The following is a 16,636-nucleotide window of genomic DNA, read 5'->3' on the forward strand; positions in this document are numbered from 1 at the left end:
TACATAGAATATAGTGGCAAAGGACAAAATAAGTGGGCCAAGAGACGAAAGGAAAGTCGGTGTCTATCATGAATTGGCCCTCATTGTCATTGTTTTCTTCGAAGCCGCTGCCGCTCTGCAAAGGGAAGATTAGCGTAGGGGCGATTACGAAAGTATTGCTGCGTGATTTGCCGCCAGGCCGAATTGTTGTTTTACAGCACCGTGACCTAGATGAAGTCATTGCACAGGAACTCATCGATCGTAAAGTTAAAGCAATCATTAATTGCCGCTCAACGATGAGTGGCACGTATCCGACCCAAGGTCCCTTGCTGCTGCTGCAGCAGCATATACCGATTTGGGAAGTAGAGTCGTCTGCGTTTGAAGTTTTTGAATCGAGCAAGGAAATTGCGATTTATGAGGATAGGATCATCGTCGGAGATCAACTTATCTCCTGTACCGCATTTACACGTGAGAATTGGATAAGCTTGCAGCAGCTTGCGAATGATCAATCGTCAAGACTATTGGAGCAATTTATTGATAATACATTAACCTATGCAATTCGGGAGAAGCAAGCTGTTATGGAGCCGCTGCCTTCACTTCCTCTAAGGGTAAATTGCGAGGGTAAGCACGTGTTGGTTGTTTCCAGAAGGAAGGGGTATAAGAAGGATTTACTTGCTGCAAAAGCATTTATCTCAAAGATCAAGCCGATTCTTATTGGAGTTGATGGGGGAGCCGATGCGCTGCTGGAATGCGGTTATCAACCGGATCTCATTGTTGGAGATATGGACAGTGTGACGGATCGAGCACTAATGTGCGGGGCGGAATTAATTGTCCATGCCTACCCAAATGGAACAGCACCGGGAATGGCTCGAACGAACGCATTAGGGTTATTCGCGCACGTACTGCCATGTTTCGGAACCAGTGAGGACGCGGCGCTTTTACTTGCCTTTGAGCAGCGGGGGGAGTGGCTAGTTACGGTAGGCGCGCATACCCACATGATTGATTTTCTGGAAAAAGGGAGGGAAGGCATGGGAAGTACACTTCTTGTTCGGATGAAGATAGGGTCGCGTTTGGTTGATATCAAAAGTATAGGTGCCCTGTATAAGCAGCCATATCTATGGACGAAAGAGGTAGCGACCACTGTTTTTCTTTCGCTTTTCTTTATTTCTTTAGGGCTTTTTCAGCTTCACTGGATTTTGAAACGAGTTGCTCATGTTGTTTGGCATCTTGGAGGTGAAGGATGAAGCCGTATCTATCCATCATTATTCCAGCTTGGAATGAAGCCAGCACGATTCCGAGTACACTTCAACATCTGTTGAATCAGGCCGAAATCATTTGGGGGGCGGGAATGAGTTTCGAAATTATTGTGGTCGACGATGGCAGTGTCGATAATACCTATGAGGTTGCTTGGCCTTGGGTGGACAAGCTGGTCAAGCATAATCGCCGCCGCGGCAAAGGAGCGGCGCTGCAATCAGGTGTCGCCAAGGCACGCGGCGACCTGCTGCTCTTCCTTGACGCCGACCTGCAGGCAACGGCCGGGGAGGCGCTCGTCCTCATCGAGCCGCTGCTGCGGCGCGAAGCGGATATGGCGATAGCGAAGCTGCCGCCTTCCGGCGCCAAAGCAGGCTTCGGCTTGGTCAAGGGCTTGGCCCGCCGCGGTATTCACCGACTCAGCGGCTATAAGACCGAAGCTCCCTTGTCCGGACAGCGCGCGGTGCGTGCTGATCGGCTGCGGGAGCTTGGGGGGTTCGCGCGCGGCTTCGGCGTGGAAGTCGCGCTAACGATCGATGCGGTGAGGCATGGCCTGCGCATCGTAGAGTTGGACTTGCCCATCACGCACCGGGAGACGGGGCGGGATTGGCAAGGGTACATGCACCGCGGCAGGCAATTCGCCGCGGTAGGTTTGACACTTCTGACTCGCTGGAAGGAGAGGAAGCGCGTATGGTTCTCATCGGATCGATCCTCGATCTGATTGTGCTTGGAGCGGCAGGGCGGTGGATGCTGCCGCACGTAAGGCGATTTCTAGAGGCCCATGGGCAGGTGGGGCCGAACTATCTTGGCCAAACCATCCCTCGAGGGATGGGGGTTGTTCTTTGGTTGCTCTTATGGCTGCAGGAGCTGGTTCTTCAAGGTGCTGTAAGGTTAGGATCTTCAGGCTTGATGGACGAAATTACATGGATAAAAGAGCTTGGTTCCCTTGAATTGAATCATCGGGTATTCACATTTGCCGCTACCTTTATTTTCTTATTAGGTTGGACGGATGATTTAATAGGTAGTAAAGCCGTAAAAGGTCTTAAAGGACACTTCCAGTATTGGAAGGAGTCAAAGACTTTATCGATGGGGGCCGTTAAGGCGTTAGGCACATTAACGATTGCCGCATGGCTTGTCGTAACGGTCGAAAACGATCAAACCCCCATCTGGCAGATGGGGGTTGAGCTCATACTGCTCATACTCATGACGAATACCTTGAATTTGCTTGATGTTCGTCCAGGTCGTTCCTTAAAAGCATTTTTGGGCAGTTTTTGTGCGATTTTGTTCTTTGGGTTGTATTTTTTAGATTTGGAAATGAGTATGTTTTTTCCAATGATCCCGGTCTGCATGGGTGGATTGATACTATTAAGCCTTGATATTCGCGGCTTCGGGATGCTTGGTGATGCCGGATCGAATCTACTTGGTTTTACATTAGGATATGGAGTCATCTTGATCTTGCCTTGGGAGGCACAATGTGTGATTGTGGCTGTAATCGGCTTCCTTCATAAACAAGCGGAGGTGAGCTCCATTACACAAATGATTGAACAGAATCGGTTCCTTCATTGGTTAGATCGTTTAGGCCGAACTTGAAAGTTCGGTCTATTTGCGGCGGTTAGGTTTAAATCTTGGTGCCACATAGTTTCGTTTCCGATCACGGAAAAACGTCCATCCTCCAATAAAAGCAACACCCAGGAGAAACAAAATAAGCCCAAGGATAAATTTTCCCCACAGGATATGACCGTCCGTATCGAATTGAGCGAAAAAGGCGTCCTTCATGGCAAGGAACCCATAGGTGGCTGTCAAACCGGGAATAACGAGAAGAAGAATAGCAATAAATCGATAAAATGGCGCTCTCATAGCTGCTCCTTACTTTGCACGATACCTATTTTATATCATCATACTCTGAATCTGTTAGTGTGTCTAATTCACAAATAAGACTATGATTTGGTAACCAAAAAAGGGTAATATAATAGAGAGAAGTGTATACATATGAGGTAGTCAATGCTTAATAGGGAGGAAATACATAATGAGTGAACATAGATATGATGTCGTCGTTCTTGGTGGTGGTATTGGAGGTTATACCGCGGCTATACGGGCTGCACAATTAGGAAAAACGGTGGCTGTCGTGGAAAGGGACAAGCTTGGAGGCACTTGTTTACATCAAGGCTGTATTCCAAGTAAATCTCTCCTTCGGAGTGCTGAAGTGTACGCGACAATGAAGAAAAGCGAGGATTATGGCATTTCTGCGGAGTCCATTGAAGTGAAGTTTGACAATGTGCTTAATCGTAAACAACGGATTGTTGATCAACTGCATCAAGGACTGCAATTTTTGATGAAGAAAAATAAAATCACGGTTCATTACGGCAATGGCCGCATTATTGGGCCTTCTATCTTTTCACCACGGAGTGGTGCCGTCTCTGTAGAGAAAGAAGACGGGGATATCGAAACGCTTTTATCGAGTAATTTGATCATTGCTACAGGTTCCAGACCGCGTAGTTTACCAGGTTTAGAGATCGATGGCACCCATATTTTAACAAGTGAAGACGCTTTGCGTATGGAAAGCTTACCGAAATCAATCATTATTGTTGGCGGCGGTGTGATTGGGGTAGAATGGGCTTCGATGTTAAGCGATTTTGGCGTAGCGGTTACCATCGTTGAGCTGGATAAACGATTAGTGAGCTTAGAAGATGCGGATATCTCCAAAGAGCTGGAGCGCTTGTTTAAGAAACGCGGCATTAACATGGTTACGGGAGCAAAAGTGCTTCCTGAGTCTGTGGAGGTAACGGAAGGCAGTGTTACTTTGCAAGCGGACAAGCAAGGAGAGATCGTTGAATTAACGGCTGATAAAGTGCTTGTTTCAGTTGGCCGTATAGCCAATATTGAAGGAATCGGACTTGAAAATACAGATATTAAAATAGATAAAGGTGTCATTCGTGTGAATCGGTTCATGCAAACGACAGAATCACATATCTATGCGGTTGGCGATGTTATTGGAGGGCTTATGCTGGCGCATATGGCCGGTCATGAGGGCATCTTGGCAGCTGAGCACATGGCTGGTCAAACTCCGCATGAACTGCAGGCGCATCTCGTTTCAAGATGTACATACACAAGACCGGAGATAGCTAGTGTTGGTTGGACCGAACAACAGGCTGTAGACAAAGGACACAAAGTGAAGATCGGCAAATTCAGCTTTAAAGGGATTGGGAAAGCACTTGTATACGGAGATACAGATGGCTTCGTAAAGGTTATTGCAGATAGCGAAACGAATGACATTCTAGGTGTGCACATGATTGGACCGCATGTGACTAACAGCATATCCGAAGCAGCACTTGCACAGGTACTGAATGCGACACCTTGGGAAGTGGGTCAAACTATACATCCGCATCCTACTTTGTCTGAAGCATTAGGAGAAGCGATGCTGGCCGTCGATGGGATTGCAATAAGCGGATAAAAATTGTAATCATAAACATTTGCGTTTATAATAAGCATATAGAGTCAAGTACTAGGACCAGGTAATAAATTTATGTGGTACCTAAAATTTCTAAAGGAGGCAACCTCCATGTCTATTGGTCAACTATATAAACATAGAAGTTTAGGTTTGTCTGACGACGAAGCCGTTCGTATGTATACAGTCATGAGTCTTGCTGCTAAATATGATGAGCGAGCTTTCATGCTGCAGCGCGCAGGTAAAATACCTTTTCATGTGTCTGGAATGGGACAATATGCCGGCCAGGTAGGGATGGCTTTTGCGATGAAAGCGCAAAAAGACTATTTCTTGCCGTATTATCGTGACTATGCGTTTGTCCTATCTGTAGGCATGACAGTGAAGGATTTAATGCTTGCGGTTTTTTGCAAAGCCGAAGACGTCAACAGCGGTGGAAGACAAATGGCTGGTCACTTTGGGGATAAGAAAAATCATATCGTCACAGGGTCGTCCCCTGTTACAACGCAAGTTCCGCATGCTGCTGGAATTGCGCTTGCTGCCAAAATGAAAAAGCAAGATTTTGCTACATTTGTTTCCTTCGGTGAAGGTTCCAGCAATCAGGGGGATTTCCACGAGGGCTGTAATTTCGCTGGTGTACATAAGCTGCCTGTTATTTTCGTTTGTGAAAATAATCAATATGCGATTTCCGTTCCTCTTCATAAACAAGTAGCGGGAAAAATCGCAGATCGTGCTCTTGGATATGGGTTCCCAGGTATTCAAGTAGATGGCAGTGATGTATTAGAAATGTATCGGGTGACGAAGGAAGCAAGAGAAAGAGCCATTCGTGGCGAAGGTCCAACGCTCATCGAAATGATTTCTTATCGCCTCATGCCACATTCAACGTCGGATGATGACATGCTGTACCGGACGAAAGAAGAAGTTGAACAGAACCGTCAAAAAGACGGCATCCTTAAATTCAATGAATATTTAATGGAATGCGGACTATGGAGTGAAGATCAGGACCGTGACCTTCAGGAACGGCAAAAGCAAGAGATTAATGAAGCTACCAAGTATGCGGATCTCGCGCCTTATCCGAAACCGGAAGATACGCTCCTTCATGTTTACGCGGAAGGAGATGACCATAAATAATGGCTGTCATTACATATTTGGAAGCAATCCGCTCTGCCATGCAGGAAGAAATGCAGCAGGATGATAACGTCTTCGTACTTGGTGAAGACGTTGGTAAAGGCGGTGTCTTGAACACGACCAAAGGGCTGCGCGATTTGTTTGGTGAAGAGCGAGTTCTAGACACGCCGTTAGCGGAGTCCGCCATAGTAGGCGTCGCTATTGGTGCGGCGATGTACGGGATGAAACCGATCGCCGAAATTCAGTTTGCTGATTTCATCTTTCCGGCAACGAACCAAATTCTAAGTGAAGCGGCGAAGATTCGCTATCGTTCTAATAATGACTGGACATGCCCGATCGTCATTCGTGCTCCATATGGAGCGACCGGCGCAGGTGCCTTATACCATTCCCAATGTCCGGAATCTGTTTTCTTCGGCACGCCGGGTGTTAAGATCGTTGCACCTTCGAATCCATATGATGCTAAGGGGCTGCTGAAGGCAGCAATCCGGGATGCTGATCCTGTGTTATTCTTCGAGCACAAGAAGTGTTATCTGGCATTATCTGCTGACGTACCAGATGACGATTATATCGTGCCGATCGGCAAGGCTGACATCAAGCGCCAGGGCACAGACATTACGGTCATCGCCTACGGCATGGTTGTCAATTATGCATTACAAGCAGCTGAAGAGCTTGCGAAGGAAGGCATTTCCGCACACGTACTTGATCTGCGCTCCCTACAGCCGTTAGATAAAGAGGCTATATTGGAGGCCGCTAGGAAGACTGGCAAAGTGCTCATTGCTCATGAAGACAACAAAACGGGCGGCGTTGGCGCTGAAGTGTCGGCGATTATAGCCGAAGAAATGCTATTTGAGCTTGATGCGCCAATCGCAAGACTTTGCGGACCTGACGTTCCGGCAGTGGGCAGTAACCCACCGATGGAGAAATTTTTCTTGCTTAATCCAGATAAGCTGAAGGAGGCCATGCTCAAGTTGGCTATGTTCTAAATTGCAAATCTAAATTTCTTTCATTGATCATTTCCTGAACAATGAGCGTATGCTTACGATGCCAGTTTTCTTACGAAAACTTTTAGGAGGTACACCCATGAACCAAACCAACAGCCGACTAACCGAGGTAACCGTCCCGCATCTAGCGGAGAGCCTCGTTTCGGCTACAATAGGCAAATGGCTCAAGAAGCCTGGCGATTATATCGAACAATACGATGTACTTTGTGAGCTTTTTACAGAGAAAGTGAATACGGAAATGCCTTCACCAATTGAAGGCACACTTGTCAAAATTATTGTCGGCGATGGCGAAACAGCTGCTGTTGGCGAAGCTATTTGTTTGATTGAAGAGCCGGGTGCAGCTATAGCGAATGGAGCATCAGCCCCAGGAATAGCAGCTGCTAATCATGCTGGAGCCGCGCTGGCGGAAGACTCAGACCAAAGCATGCGCGGTCGTTATTCACCAGCTGTACATCGTCTTGCCCAAGATAATCGCGTAGATTTGTCTCGTGTTGCAGGAACAGGGCTTGGCGGAAGGATTACGCGTAAGGACGTTGAACAATTCATCGCTTCAGGTGGAGTGAGTGCAGCTCCTGCCGCGTTGCAAACGAATCAACAGGCAGCTCCTGTTGCTCCACAAACCGTCCCACCTGTGGATCCGCAGCCGGCTCACCAGCCTGTTCGCAGCACCGGCATCCATTTATCGGCCAGTCCGCAAACACCGCTGATTGAAGCGGAAGGACATTCATTAGACTCTCGCAATGAGCATTTCATTGACGTTACGCCAATGCGCAATGCCATTGCTTCAAAAATGCGCCAGAGTGTAACAGAAATTCCGCATGCTTGGACAATGATTGAGGTCGATGTAACGAATCTTGTTGTTCTGCGGAATAAAGTGAAAGACGAGTTTATGCGCCGAGAAGGCATTAACTTAACGTACTTGGCATTCATGCTGAAAGCGGTCGTTAATGCCATTAAGGATTACCCGATCATCAACTCCGTCTGGGCCGTAGATAAAATTATCGTGAAACGCGATATTAACATTTCGTTGTCCGTAGGAACAGAAGATTCGGTCTTGACTCCGGTCATCAAGAAAGCGGATCAAAAAAATATCGCAGGATTAGCCAGAGAAATCGATGAATTGACGAAGAAAACACGTGCGGGGAAACTATCGCTGAATGATATGGTTGGCGGGACATTTACTGTAAATAATACAGGCTCCTTCGGTTCGATTCTGTCTTATCCGATCATCAACTACCCGCAAGCAGCTATTGTGACCTTCGAATCGATTGTGAAGAAGCCTGTCGTTATTCAAGATATGATTGCGGTTCGTTCGATGGTTAACCTTTGTCTGTCACTGGATCACCGTATTCTTGACGGTGTCATCTGCGGCAGGTTCCTACAGAGAGTGAAAGAAAATTTAGAAAGTTATAATGCGGATACAAAGATTTATTAAACTAAGCTTTAAAAAATAATCCCGCAGTAAACAATATGCTTGATAGCAGCATCGTGAGCAGCATAACGTAAATCACGATTTTAAACCAACGCTTATTCTGTAGCAATGAAGATTCACTCCTTTTTCGTGAAAAAGCTTGTACGGTTTTATTGTAACTCATAGTGTGTATCGGAGGAAAGTACATGATTCAGCAAAATCGTTTGGTGGAAGAGTTCATCTCCTTAGTGCAAGTAGACAGCGAGACCCGATTTGAGCAGGAGATTTGTGTCGTTCTTAAAGAAAAGTTCAGCCGCTTAGGGCTGCATGTCGTGGAAGATGATTCGATGGCGAAAAGCGGCCACGGATCAGGAAATTTGATCTGTACACTTGAAGCAACCGACAGCAACGCAGCTATTCCGACTATTTTCTTCACCTCTCATATGGATACGGTAGCTCCTGGGAAAGGTATCAAGCCGCAAATTGGCGACGATGGCTATATCCGCAGCGACGGAACGACGATTCTAGGCAGCGATGACAAAGCGGGTATTGCGGCGATGATCGAAGGCATACAAGTGTTAAAAGAGCAAAACATCCCACATGGCCGCATTCAATTCGTGATTACGGCAGGGGAAGAGAGCGGTCTGAAAGGCGCCCGTGCCATGGATCGCAGCGTTATGGAAGCAGAGTTCGGCTTCGCCCTTGATTCGAACGGCAGCATTGGCGATATCGCGACAGCAGCGCCTGGACGTGCAGAAATTGAAATTATATTCCACGGAAAGTCAGCTCATGCCGGCGTTAATCCGGAAGATGGCATCAGTGCCATCCAAGTAGCGAGTAAAGCGGTTTCGCGTATGTCGCTCGGTCGAATTGATAACGAAACTACTGCGAATATCGGCAGTTTCTCAGGCGTAGGTCCTTTGAACGTGGTATGCGATAATGTGAAGATGGAAGCAGAAGCTCGCAGTATCGTTCAGCATAAGCTGGAAGCGCAAATCGCCGCGATGAAAGAGGCTTGTGAATCAGCAGCAGCTGATGCTGGCACCACATGCGAGTTTAATGCGGATATTGTGTATGCTTCCTATATGCATGATGACTCTGCTCCGATTGTACAATTGACTTCTAGAGCACTCTCAACCCTGGGATTGACAGCTCGAACTTTCCACTCTGGCGGCGGCAGTGATGCTAATATCTTTAACGGAATGGGCATACCAACGGTTAATCTCGCGGTTGGTTACCATGAAATTCATACAACGAAAGAACATATTGCCATCAGTGATTTGGTCAAAACGGCTGAATTACTCGTTGCTCTTGTGAAGGAAGCTGCAAAAGTTTAATTTTGTAGAGAACCGATTAGTCTGCCGATGTCATGGCATGGCTGATCGGTTTTTTATTCATTTACCGGGCAAAATGGGGTAAAACCGACCTTTTCCTCATATGCTTCGAGTAAGACACGTCCAGAAAGGGGAAACTGGCTTGATGATGCGGGATGAGGGTACGGTTGCGGAAATTATTTCGGTCAGAGAGGGGGTGCAGATTGTCACCGTACGGATGCGGGGCGGTGAGCTGGAGCGCGCTGTACACTACACCGATACGTTACCTTTGTTAACACCAGGGGACGTGGTTGACTTAAATGTGACAGCCATGAAGCTGAGGTTAGGTTCAGGGGGATTCCATATTGTAATATCCATTCGTGACCGAGGTGTGAATAACCATTCAACACCCGCAACATCTAATGGACACATCATGAAGCTCAAATATACCTCGATGCAGCGAAGTGTGTTCGCTATAGAAGAGCCTGCAAGTTCGTTTCATTCTTCGTTTCAAGGTGACAAGAATATAGAGGGGATGCCTGTCTTGCTGGGTGAACTGCATAGTATGCTGCCTGTAGTGATGTGCTGGCTTCGATATCGACATCAACAAAAAAATTCATCTAGTCGAGCATTGGAGGTCGCCTATATCATGACAGATGGGGGTGCTCTTCCACTTGCATGGAGTGAGCACGTGGCCATACTTGAGGGAATGGGATGGCTTAAAACATCCATTACTTATGGTCAAGCCTACGGGGGTAAGGTAGAAGCGGTTAATAAATTTAGCGCATTAGTTGCAGCGAAGCATGCAGTGAAAGCCGATCTCAGTCTTGTAACCATGGGGCCGGGCATCGTAGGGACGAATACCCGATACGGTTTTTCAGGTCTTGAGGTGGGGGAACTCGTAAATGCTGTATACGCTCTTGGTGGGATTCCAGTAGCCATTCCGAGAATCTCTTTTGCTGATCCGAGGAATCGACATCAGGGCATTAGTCATCATACGCTTACAGCACTGCAGCTGGCAGCGAGATGTCCGGCTGTAGTGCCTCTCCCACTTTTGGAGGCGCAAGAAAATTATATTATACAGAAACAAGCACAGAATCTACTGCTTCATCAAATTGTACCCATGCCGAGCCCAGCGATAACGGAAATCGCTGAAGCTTTTTCCCAGTATCCACAGCCCATTACCTCGATGGGAAGGGGATTATCGCAGGACCCGGCTTATTTCCAAGCGATTTGTGCGGCTGTGGATTGTGCAAGCCAGATACATAATCGACTAATGTAATTGTATGTCCGCCTTGCTGCAGCATAAGCTGCAATTGACGTTTGATTTCCCATGCTTTCCCTACAAGTCGAATTTGACGTTCGGTTACATAGCTCTTCATATCCATTTTCCTCTTTTCAGGTGAAATTTTGATATAATGAACCTTATGCATGAATGGGACAAGTTAGACCAACATTAACAAGGGTGAGGTGTTCGTATGTCATTACACAAAAAATTCGAAGAAATAACCGTCAAGACTGAACCTATTTTCAAAGGTAAAATTATTTCGCTGCAGGTGGACCATGTCCTATTACCTAATGGAGAATCCGCAACTCGTGAAATTGTAAAGCACCCAGGCGCTGTAGCTGTTATTCCGCTATTAGGCGATAAAATGATTGTTGTGGAACAGTATCGAAAGCCGCTGGAGAAAAGTCAGGTTGAGATCCCAGCTGGAAAGCTGGATGCAGGAGAAGAACCGCTTAAGGCAGCTTTACGTGAATTAGAGGAAGAAACGGGCTTTCGTACGGAAAATATCAAGCTGGTTAGTTCCTTCTATACCTCGCCGGGTTTCGCGGATGAAATCATTCATCTGTATATCGCAGAAGATTTGGTGAAGGGCGAAGCGAATCCCGATGAGGATGAATTCCTGGAATGCGAAGCGATTACTTTGGAACAAGCTCAGCAGTACATACGAGAAGGGCGAATTAGCGATGCGAAGACGATAATGGCTGTTTACGCCTGGCAGCTGTACCTTTTAACGGGTCAAATCTAAATGGAGGCTTATTATGTTGATCTCCATATTCACATAGGTCGATCAGAGAATGGACAAGCGGTGAAGATCAGCGCTGCGAATGACCTGACTTTCTTTAATATTGCGCAGGAAGCTGCCGTTAGAAAAGGAATGGAGATCATCGGGATAATCGATTGCCACTCGCCTTCTGTACAGGATGACATCATGACGTACTTGGATCGGGGTGAAATGGTGGAGCTGGAGGGCGGCGGCATCCGGTATCAGGACACGACGATTATATTGGGCAGTGAAATAGAAGTACGCGATCCCGGTATGGGTCCTGCCCATCTGCTTGCCTATATGCCTAATCTGACAACGATGCAGGGGTTCACTGAGTGGATGAAGGGCCGCATGAAAAATGTGGAGCTAAGCTCTCAACGCATTTATGTACCTGCTCGCGTACTTCAAGAAGAAGTGCTCGGCAGGGGCGGTATCCTTATACCCGCGCATATTTTCACTCCGCACAAAAGTGTGTATGGAAGCGCGACTTCAAAGATGGAGCACCTTCTTGATCTTAAAGGCATTTCGGCTGTTGAACTGGGGCTAAGTGCTGATTCCGAGATGGCTGGTTTAATTTCGGAGCTTGATCCGTTCACTTTCGTTACCAACTCAGATGCTCACTCTCTTAGTAAAATCGGACGTGAATATAACGAAATGAAGCTGGCTGCCCCTACTTATGAGGAACTCGTCAAAGCGCTTCATCGTCAAGAGAAACGCGGTATAGTAGCAAACTACGGGCTTAATCCACGACTTGGTAAATACCATCGAACCTATTGCAGCTTATGCGAATCCGTTCTGGATGAAAATGACACAACTGTAGAACGCTGTGCCGACTGTGGCAGCAATAAAATCGTCAGAGGGGTCATGGATCGGATCCAGCACTTAGCGGACCGTGAATTGGCTTACCTCCCGCCCTATCGACCTCCGTATCATTTTCAAGTTCCACTAGAATTTATCCCAGGCTTAGGGCCTAAAAAGCTTAGTCAGCTGCTTCACCGCTTCGGAACGGAAATGAATGTACTGCATCGTACGACACCAGATGAACTTGCAAGTGAAGTTGGTGAAGAAATTGCTTCTTATATTGTAAAAGCGCGAGAAGGCACCTTACAGCTTGAAGTTGGCGGAGGGGGTAGGTACGGCAAAGTTAAAAATCGTTCATAGTTTCCAGCACTCGCTCATAAGCTTGTCTTTGTAGAGGTTGACACAAGGAAGGAGCTGCGAGATGAATAGGAACCTAACGATGAAACAATATATGAAGGATAATTTGCCGCTTTTTATATTCGTCTCCGTACTTTTCATCATTGGGGTTGTGTTCGGTGCCGTAATGGTGAATGCACTTTCATTGGAACAAAAGCAAGAAATGACTCGTCATTTGGGTAGTTTCTTTCATGAAATTAATGAAGGCGCCGAGTTTGACAGCAGGCAATCGTTCGTTCAAGCTTTTGGCATGCATATGAAGTGGATTTTGTTGATATGGCTTTTTGGTTTGTCTATTGTCGGGCTGCCATTGATTCTAGTCTTGGACTTTCTCAAGGGTGTGCTAATTGGGTTTACGGTGGGGTATCTGGTCGGCCAAATGTCATGGAAGGGCATGTTATTTGCACTTGTTTCCGTTGCGCCGCAGAATCTGATTGTTATTCCGGCTATCCTATTCTGCAGTGTAGCTGCTATGGCGTTCTCTATCTATATGATCAAAAATCGCTTTATGAGCCGCAATGGCAATATATATCAGCCCTTTATGCGTTATACAACGATAACTCTCCTTATGGGGGTATTCCTTCTTGGAGCAGCGCTTTGGGAAGGATATATGTCCCAAATGATGATGAAATGGGTAACGCCTATGCTTGTTGGCCTTTATGGATAACAGATCCACTTATGTTTCTGTTTGACTTTGTCCGTCAGCTCCCCCTATAATAAAAAGAGTGGCTAAAACTGGGCTTGGATGCCCACCTTTCTGAGGGGGAGGCATATGGAAGCAAGGATTGAGAAGATTAAGCAGCAATTGCAATCCCAAGGGTACAAACTAACCCCTCAACGGGAAGCGACAGTTCGTGTACTTTTAGAGAATGAACAAGATCATTTAAGCGCTGAAGATGTGTTTATGCTTGTGAAGGACAAGGCCCCAGAGATCGGACTAGCGACAGTTTACCGAACTCTAGAGCTGCTGAGCGAGCTGCATGTCTTGGAGAAAATGAATTTTGGCGACGGTGTCGCTCGTTACGATTTACGTGACGACAGTACTCGTCATCATCACCATCACTTAATCTGCGTGCAGTGCGGAGCCGTGGATGAAATTATGGAAGATTGGCTCGGACCTTTGGAAGAACGGTTAGAGCAAGATTTTCATTTTCAAGTGCTAGATCATCGACTTGATTTTCAAGGTATTTGCTATCGCTGTAACGATCGAGGAAAACCGGACTCATTGGACAAATCTAAAATAACAGTTTCTGAAGAGTAGCTGTTTATACAATGAAAATGCCTGTATGATCACCTTGTGCGTACAGGCATTTTTGTGTTCTTTTCATATACTAGGTAATAAGAAAGTCGGATAATTACTCACATAATTCGGAGTGAAGCTTGGCACATTATGTTTAGCGATAATAAGGAAGAAGGTAGCAACTATGACACAGCAACCTATTGTAGTTGGGGTTCCAAAAGAAATCAAAAACAATGAAAACAGAGTAGCTTTAACGCCTGGCGGAGCGGGTATGCTCTTGATGGCAGGACATCAAGTGCTTGTTGAAGCAGGAGCAGGTGTTGGCAGCGGCTTCGGGGATGAGGACTATGCTCGTGAAGGCGCTGTTATTGTCGCGGATGCTGCTGAGGTATGGGCCTCTAGCGATATGATTATGAAAGTCAAGGAACCATTACCCGCAGAGTATGGTTATTTCCGAGAAGGACAAATGCTGTTCACTTATTTGCATTTGGCAGCAGCAGGAGACTTGGCAGAACATTTGCTAAGTAAGAAAGTGACAGGAATTGCGTACGAAACGATTCAACTTCCGAATGGCTCACTGCCGCTTTTGACACCGATGAGTGAAGTCGCTGGCCGGATGTCGGTACAAATCGGTGCCCACTTTTTGGAAAAGTTCTATGGGGGACGCGGAATTTTATTGGGTGGTGTACCCGGTGTGCCACCAGCCGATGTCATTATTTTGGGCGGAGGGATCGTTGGAACAAACGCGGCCAAAATGGCGCTAGGTCTTGGAGCTAATGTTGTGATTATTGAACGGAGTGCTGATCGGATGAGAGCTCTGGACGATATATTCGGGGGAAGACTGCGAACATTGATGTCTAACCCACATAATATTGCGAGTGCTGTACAGAAGGCGGATTTATTAATTGGCGCTGTTCTTATTCCTGGAGCAAGAGCTCCGAGATTAGTAACGGAAGTGATGGTTCAGAGTATGAAGCCAGGCGCTGTAATTGTGGATGTTGCCGTGGACCAAGGCGGATCGATTGAAACGATTGATCGTGTGACAACTCACAGCAATCCCACTTACGAGAAGCATGGTGTGCTGCATTATGCGGTTGCCAATATGCCTGGTGCCGTTCCGAGAACTTCAACGCTTGGGTTAACCAATGTGACGATACCCTATGCCATGGAGCTTGCCAATAAAGGTTTTGCACAGGCCATAACTGCTAATTACGCACTTCAACTAGGCGTGAATACGTACAAGGGGAGCGTAACGCATCCCGCGGTGGCTGAGGCTCTAGGAATGCCGTATGTGAAGTTGTCCGATCTGTCATAATCAGAGAACAAGCCTCATATCTTGATCTTAAAAAGGGGATAGAAATGAGGACTGGCTATGATATTTTCATATCGAAAACTCGTTGTTCGCTTACGGTTTATTTTGCTTTTTATGACTTTGACCGTGATTCTATATCAAGTTATGCTTGTTCTAACTGGATGGATTCAACCTGTGAACAAATACAGAACACCAACGGGAAATTCCGTTAAGGTGTTTGGCCATCACGAGCATGCTTCGGTTTCGGATACAGGTACAATGAGTGACCGCTTGCGTTTATTTTATTGGTATGGGGAATAAAGAAATCGTAAAAAAGAGGAGTTCGCACTGGAATCGTTGAATGCTATTCGGTATGAAGATATGGCATGATAACGAAGGAGTATATCGGCATGATGACGAATGACCTGCAATCCTTCATCCGATTTTTGTCAGTTGAACGGGGATTATCGCGGAATACGCTGGAATCCTATGAAAGAGACCTACAGCAATTTGTTGAATATCTACAGCAGCAAGGCATCACGGCTTGGAGAGATTCAGGGAAAACTTACATCTCAGGATACTTATCGCAGTTGAAAATGCTCGGGCGAGCATCGGCAACCTTGTCTCGCAATATGGTTTCCATTCGAGCTCTTTATCAATATTTAGTGAAAGAACGTATAATGGATTCAGATCCAAGTATTTATGTGGATGCCCCCAAGTTGGAAAAAAAGCTTCCAAAAGTGCTGTCAATCGGCGAGGTAGAGAAGCTGCTCGATGCACCACAAACTGAGCTTGTAAGCGGCGCTCGTGATAAGGCTATGCTCGAACTGCTCTATGCGACTGGGATTCGAGTATCGGAGCTCATTTCTCTGAATGTAACGGATATCAATTTGCAAATGGGCTTCATCCGCTGTATAGGTAAAGCGGATAAAGAACGAAATATTCCTCTAAGTTCAATCGCCATTCGGTGTTTAACGAGCTATATACATAATTCCCGGATGAAGTTGTTAAAAAAAACGACGGATGAAGAAGCCTTATTTATCGGTCATTTGGGAACAAGGATGACAAGGCAAGGGTTTTGGAAGATTTTGAAGAAATATGCCAGTGAGATGAAGATCGCGAATGAGATAACACCTCATGCTTTAAGGCATTCCTTCGCTGCCCATTTAATTGAAAATGGTGCAGATCTGAGATCGGTTCAAGAAATGCTGGGACATTCCGATATTTCTTCGACACAAATGTATGTTCAAGTCACCAAGCTCAAAATGAAAGACGTTTACAACCTTGCACACCCAAGAGCGAATTTATAACTTGCACAGCGGCATTTCCTTT

General features: G+C 46.3%; 19 protein-coding genes. 16 read left to right on the plus strand and 3 right to left on the minus strand.

Annotated elements, in window-relative coordinates:
* Positions 1-68 precede the first annotated feature (68 nt).
* From steA to ASG93_RS29315, 3 genes are read left to right on the plus strand one after another with little or no spacing between them, the layout of a single operon-like run.
* Complete coding sequence (gene steA, locus ASG93_RS29305; RefSeq protein ID WP_056837928.1) at positions 69-1,223, plus strand: putative cytokinetic ring protein SteA; 1,155 nt, start codon at positions 69-71, stop codon at positions 1,221-1,223.
* Positions 1,220-1,951 carry a glycosyltransferase family 2 protein gene (locus ASG93_RS29310; protein ID WP_056837930.1) on the plus strand — a complete coding sequence of 244 codons (732 nt, stop codon included), beginning with the start codon at positions 1,220-1,222 and terminating at the stop codon, positions 1,949-1,951. The genes steA and ASG93_RS29310 overlap by 4 nt, the downstream gene beginning before the upstream one ends.
* Positions 1,921-2,820, plus strand: a complete 900-nt coding sequence (locus ASG93_RS29315) for a hypothetical protein (RefSeq protein WP_056837932.1) — start codon at positions 1,921-1,923, stop codon at positions 2,818-2,820. Before ASG93_RS29310 ends, ASG93_RS29315 begins: the two co-directional genes overlap by 31 nt.
* A 9-nt stretch (positions 2,821-2,829) precedes the next feature.
* On the opposite strand, the gene ASG93_RS29320 is transcribed toward ASG93_RS29315, so the two are convergent.
* The gene (locus tag ASG93_RS29320) at positions 2,830-3,087 is read right to left on the minus strand and encodes a DUF2627 domain-containing protein (RefSeq protein WP_029192929.1); all 258 of its coding nucleotides are present in this window, start codon (positions 3,085-3,087) and stop codon (positions 2,830-2,832) included.
* Between the two features lie 169 nt (positions 3,088-3,256).
* Between ASG93_RS29320 and lpdA the strand changes: the two genes are divergently transcribed.
* The 4 genes from lpdA (at position 3,257) to ASG93_RS29340 (ending at position 8,236) form a co-directional block, all read left to right on the plus strand.
* Entirely contained in the window at positions 3,257-4,681 is a 1,425-nt protein-coding gene (lpdA, locus tag ASG93_RS29325; protein ID WP_056837934.1) for a dihydrolipoyl dehydrogenase, read from the plus strand.
* A gap of 108 nt (positions 4,682-4,789) precedes the next feature.
* Positions 4,790-5,803 carry a thiamine pyrophosphate-dependent dehydrogenase E1 component subunit alpha gene (locus ASG93_RS29330; RefSeq protein WP_056837936.1) on the plus strand — a complete coding sequence of 338 codons (1,014 nt, stop codon included), beginning with the start codon at positions 4,790-4,792 and terminating at the stop codon, positions 5,801-5,803.
* Positions 5,803-6,783, plus strand: coding sequence for an alpha-ketoacid dehydrogenase subunit beta (locus ASG93_RS29335; RefSeq protein ID WP_056837938.1), 981 nt, complete (start codon positions 5,803-5,805; stop codon positions 6,781-6,783). The genes ASG93_RS29330 and ASG93_RS29335 overlap by 1 nt, the downstream gene beginning before the upstream one ends.
* A gap of 97 nt (positions 6,784-6,880) precedes the next feature.
* Positions 6,881-8,236, plus strand: a complete 1,356-nt coding sequence (locus ASG93_RS29340; protein ID WP_056837940.1) for a dihydrolipoamide acetyltransferase family protein — start codon at positions 6,881-6,883, stop codon at positions 8,234-8,236.
* Position 8,237: 1 nt separating this feature from the next.
* Here ASG93_RS29340 and prli42 read toward each other — a convergent pair whose 3' ends face one another.
* Positions 8,238-8,420, minus strand: a complete 183-nt coding sequence (prli42, locus tag ASG93_RS36880) for a stressosome-associated protein Prli42 (RefSeq protein ID WP_321166711.1) — start codon at positions 8,418-8,420, stop codon at positions 8,238-8,240.
* Between prli42 and ASG93_RS29345 the strand changes: the two genes are divergently transcribed.
* Both ASG93_RS29345 and ASG93_RS29350 read left to right on the plus strand, forming a co-directional pair.
* Complete coding sequence (locus ASG93_RS29345; RefSeq protein WP_056837942.1) at positions 8,419-9,549, plus strand: M20/M25/M40 family metallo-hydrolase; 1,131 nt, start codon at positions 8,419-8,421, stop codon at positions 9,547-9,549. The genes prli42 and ASG93_RS29345 overlap by 2 nt on opposite strands.
* Before the next feature lie 142 nt (positions 9,550-9,691).
* Entirely contained in the window at positions 9,692-10,807 is a 1,116-nt protein-coding gene (locus ASG93_RS29350; RefSeq protein ID WP_056837944.1) for a DUF3866 family protein, read from the plus strand.
* Here ASG93_RS29350 and mciZ read toward each other — a convergent pair.
* Positions 10,707-10,958, minus strand: a complete 252-nt coding sequence (mciZ, locus tag ASG93_RS37340) for a Z-ring formation inhibitor MciZ (protein WP_082615177.1) — start codon at positions 10,956-10,958, stop codon at positions 10,707-10,709. The genes ASG93_RS29350 and mciZ overlap by 101 nt on opposite strands.
* A 45-nt stretch (positions 10,959-11,003) precedes the next feature.
* Here mciZ and ASG93_RS29355 point away from each other — a divergent pair, with 45 nt between their 5' ends.
* The 7 genes from ASG93_RS29355 (at position 11,004) to xerD (ending at position 16,614) form a co-directional block, all read left to right on the plus strand.
* Entirely contained in the window at positions 11,004-11,558 is a 555-nt protein-coding gene (locus ASG93_RS29355) for an NUDIX hydrolase (RefSeq protein WP_047674015.1), read from the plus strand.
* A complete protein-coding gene (locus ASG93_RS29360; RefSeq protein WP_056837946.1) occupies positions 11,559-12,737 on the plus strand; it encodes an endonuclease Q family protein in 1,179 nt (392 codons plus the stop codon).
* Between the two features lie 61 nt (positions 12,738-12,798).
* Positions 12,799-13,440, plus strand: coding sequence for a stage II sporulation protein M (spoIIM, locus tag ASG93_RS29365; RefSeq protein WP_056837948.1), 642 nt, complete (start codon positions 12,799-12,801; stop codon positions 13,438-13,440).
* A gap of 105 nt (positions 13,441-13,545) precedes the next feature.
* A complete protein-coding gene (locus ASG93_RS29370; RefSeq protein ID WP_056837950.1) occupies positions 13,546-14,034 on the plus strand; it encodes a Fur family transcriptional regulator in 489 nt (162 codons plus the stop codon).
* 178 nt (positions 14,035-14,212) lie between these two features.
* A complete protein-coding gene (gene ald, locus ASG93_RS29375; RefSeq protein WP_056838211.1) occupies positions 14,213-15,328 on the plus strand; it encodes an alanine dehydrogenase in 1,116 nt (371 codons plus the stop codon).
* A 57-nt stretch (positions 15,329-15,385) separates the two neighbouring features.
* Positions 15,386-15,625, plus strand: a complete 240-nt coding sequence (locus ASG93_RS29380; RefSeq protein ID WP_056837952.1) for a DUF4227 family protein — start codon at positions 15,386-15,388, stop codon at positions 15,623-15,625.
* Positions 15,626-15,717: 92 nt separating this feature from the next.
* Positions 15,718-16,614: a site-specific tyrosine recombinase XerD gene (xerD, locus tag ASG93_RS29385; protein ID WP_056838213.1), complete on the plus strand. Its 897-nt coding sequence runs from the start codon at positions 15,718-15,720 to the stop codon at positions 16,612-16,614.
* Positions 16,615-16,636: the final 22 nt, after the last annotated feature.

It is taken from the genome of Paenibacillus sp. Soil787 (assembly GCF_001429545.1).
In the GTDB taxonomy this organism is placed as follows: Bacteria; Bacillota; Bacilli; order Paenibacillales; family NBRC-103111; genus Paenibacillus_E.

Coding starts and splice junctions, on each gene's coding strand:
- steA (WP_056837928.1), top strand. CDS start 69: ATGAATTGGCCCTCATTGTCATTGTTTTCTTCGAAGCCGCTGCCGCTC.
- ASG93_RS29310 (WP_056837930.1), top strand. CDS start 1,220: ATGAAGCCGTATCTATCCATCATTATTCCAGCTTGGAATGAAGCCAGC.
- ASG93_RS29315 (WP_056837932.1), top strand. CDS start 1,921: ATGGTTCTCATCGGATCGATCCTCGATCTGATTGTGCTTGGAGCGGCA.
- ASG93_RS29320 (WP_029192929.1), bottom strand. CDS start 3,087: ATGAGAGCGCCATTTTATCGATTTATTGCTATTCTTCTTCTCGTTATT.
- lpdA (WP_056837934.1), top strand. CDS start 3,257: ATGAGTGAACATAGATATGATGTCGTCGTTCTTGGTGGTGGTATTGGA.
- ASG93_RS29330 (WP_056837936.1), top strand. CDS start 4,790: ATGTCTATTGGTCAACTATATAAACATAGAAGTTTAGGTTTGTCTGAC.
- ASG93_RS29335 (WP_056837938.1), top strand. CDS start 5,803: ATGGCTGTCATTACATATTTGGAAGCAATCCGCTCTGCCATGCAGGAA.
- ASG93_RS29340 (WP_056837940.1), top strand. CDS start 6,881: ATGAACCAAACCAACAGCCGACTAACCGAGGTAACCGTCCCGCATCTA.
- ASG93_RS29345 (WP_056837942.1), top strand. CDS start 8,419: ATGATTCAGCAAAATCGTTTGGTGGAAGAGTTCATCTCCTTAGTGCAA.
- prli42 (WP_321166711.1), bottom strand. CDS start 8,420: ATGTACTTTCCTCCGATACACACTATGAGTTACAATAAAACCGTACAA.
- ASG93_RS29350 (WP_056837944.1), top strand. CDS start 9,692: ATGATGCGGGATGAGGGTACGGTTGCGGAAATTATTTCGGTCAGAGAG.
- mciZ (WP_082615177.1), bottom strand. CDS start 10,958: ATGCATAAGGTTCATTATATCAAAATTTCACCTGAAAAGAGGAAAATG.
- ASG93_RS29355 (WP_047674015.1), top strand. CDS start 11,004: ATGTCATTACACAAAAAATTCGAAGAAATAACCGTCAAGACTGAACCT.
- ASG93_RS29360 (WP_056837946.1), top strand. CDS start 11,559: ATGGAGGCTTATTATGTTGATCTCCATATTCACATAGGTCGATCAGAG.
- spoIIM (WP_056837948.1), top strand. CDS start 12,799: ATGAATAGGAACCTAACGATGAAACAATATATGAAGGATAATTTGCCG.
- ASG93_RS29370 (WP_056837950.1), top strand. CDS start 13,546: ATGGAAGCAAGGATTGAGAAGATTAAGCAGCAATTGCAATCCCAAGGG.
- ASG93_RS29380 (WP_056837952.1), top strand. CDS start 15,386: ATGATATTTTCATATCGAAAACTCGTTGTTCGCTTACGGTTTATTTTG.
- xerD (WP_056838213.1), top strand. CDS start 15,718: ATGACGAATGACCTGCAATCCTTCATCCGATTTTTGTCAGTTGAACGG.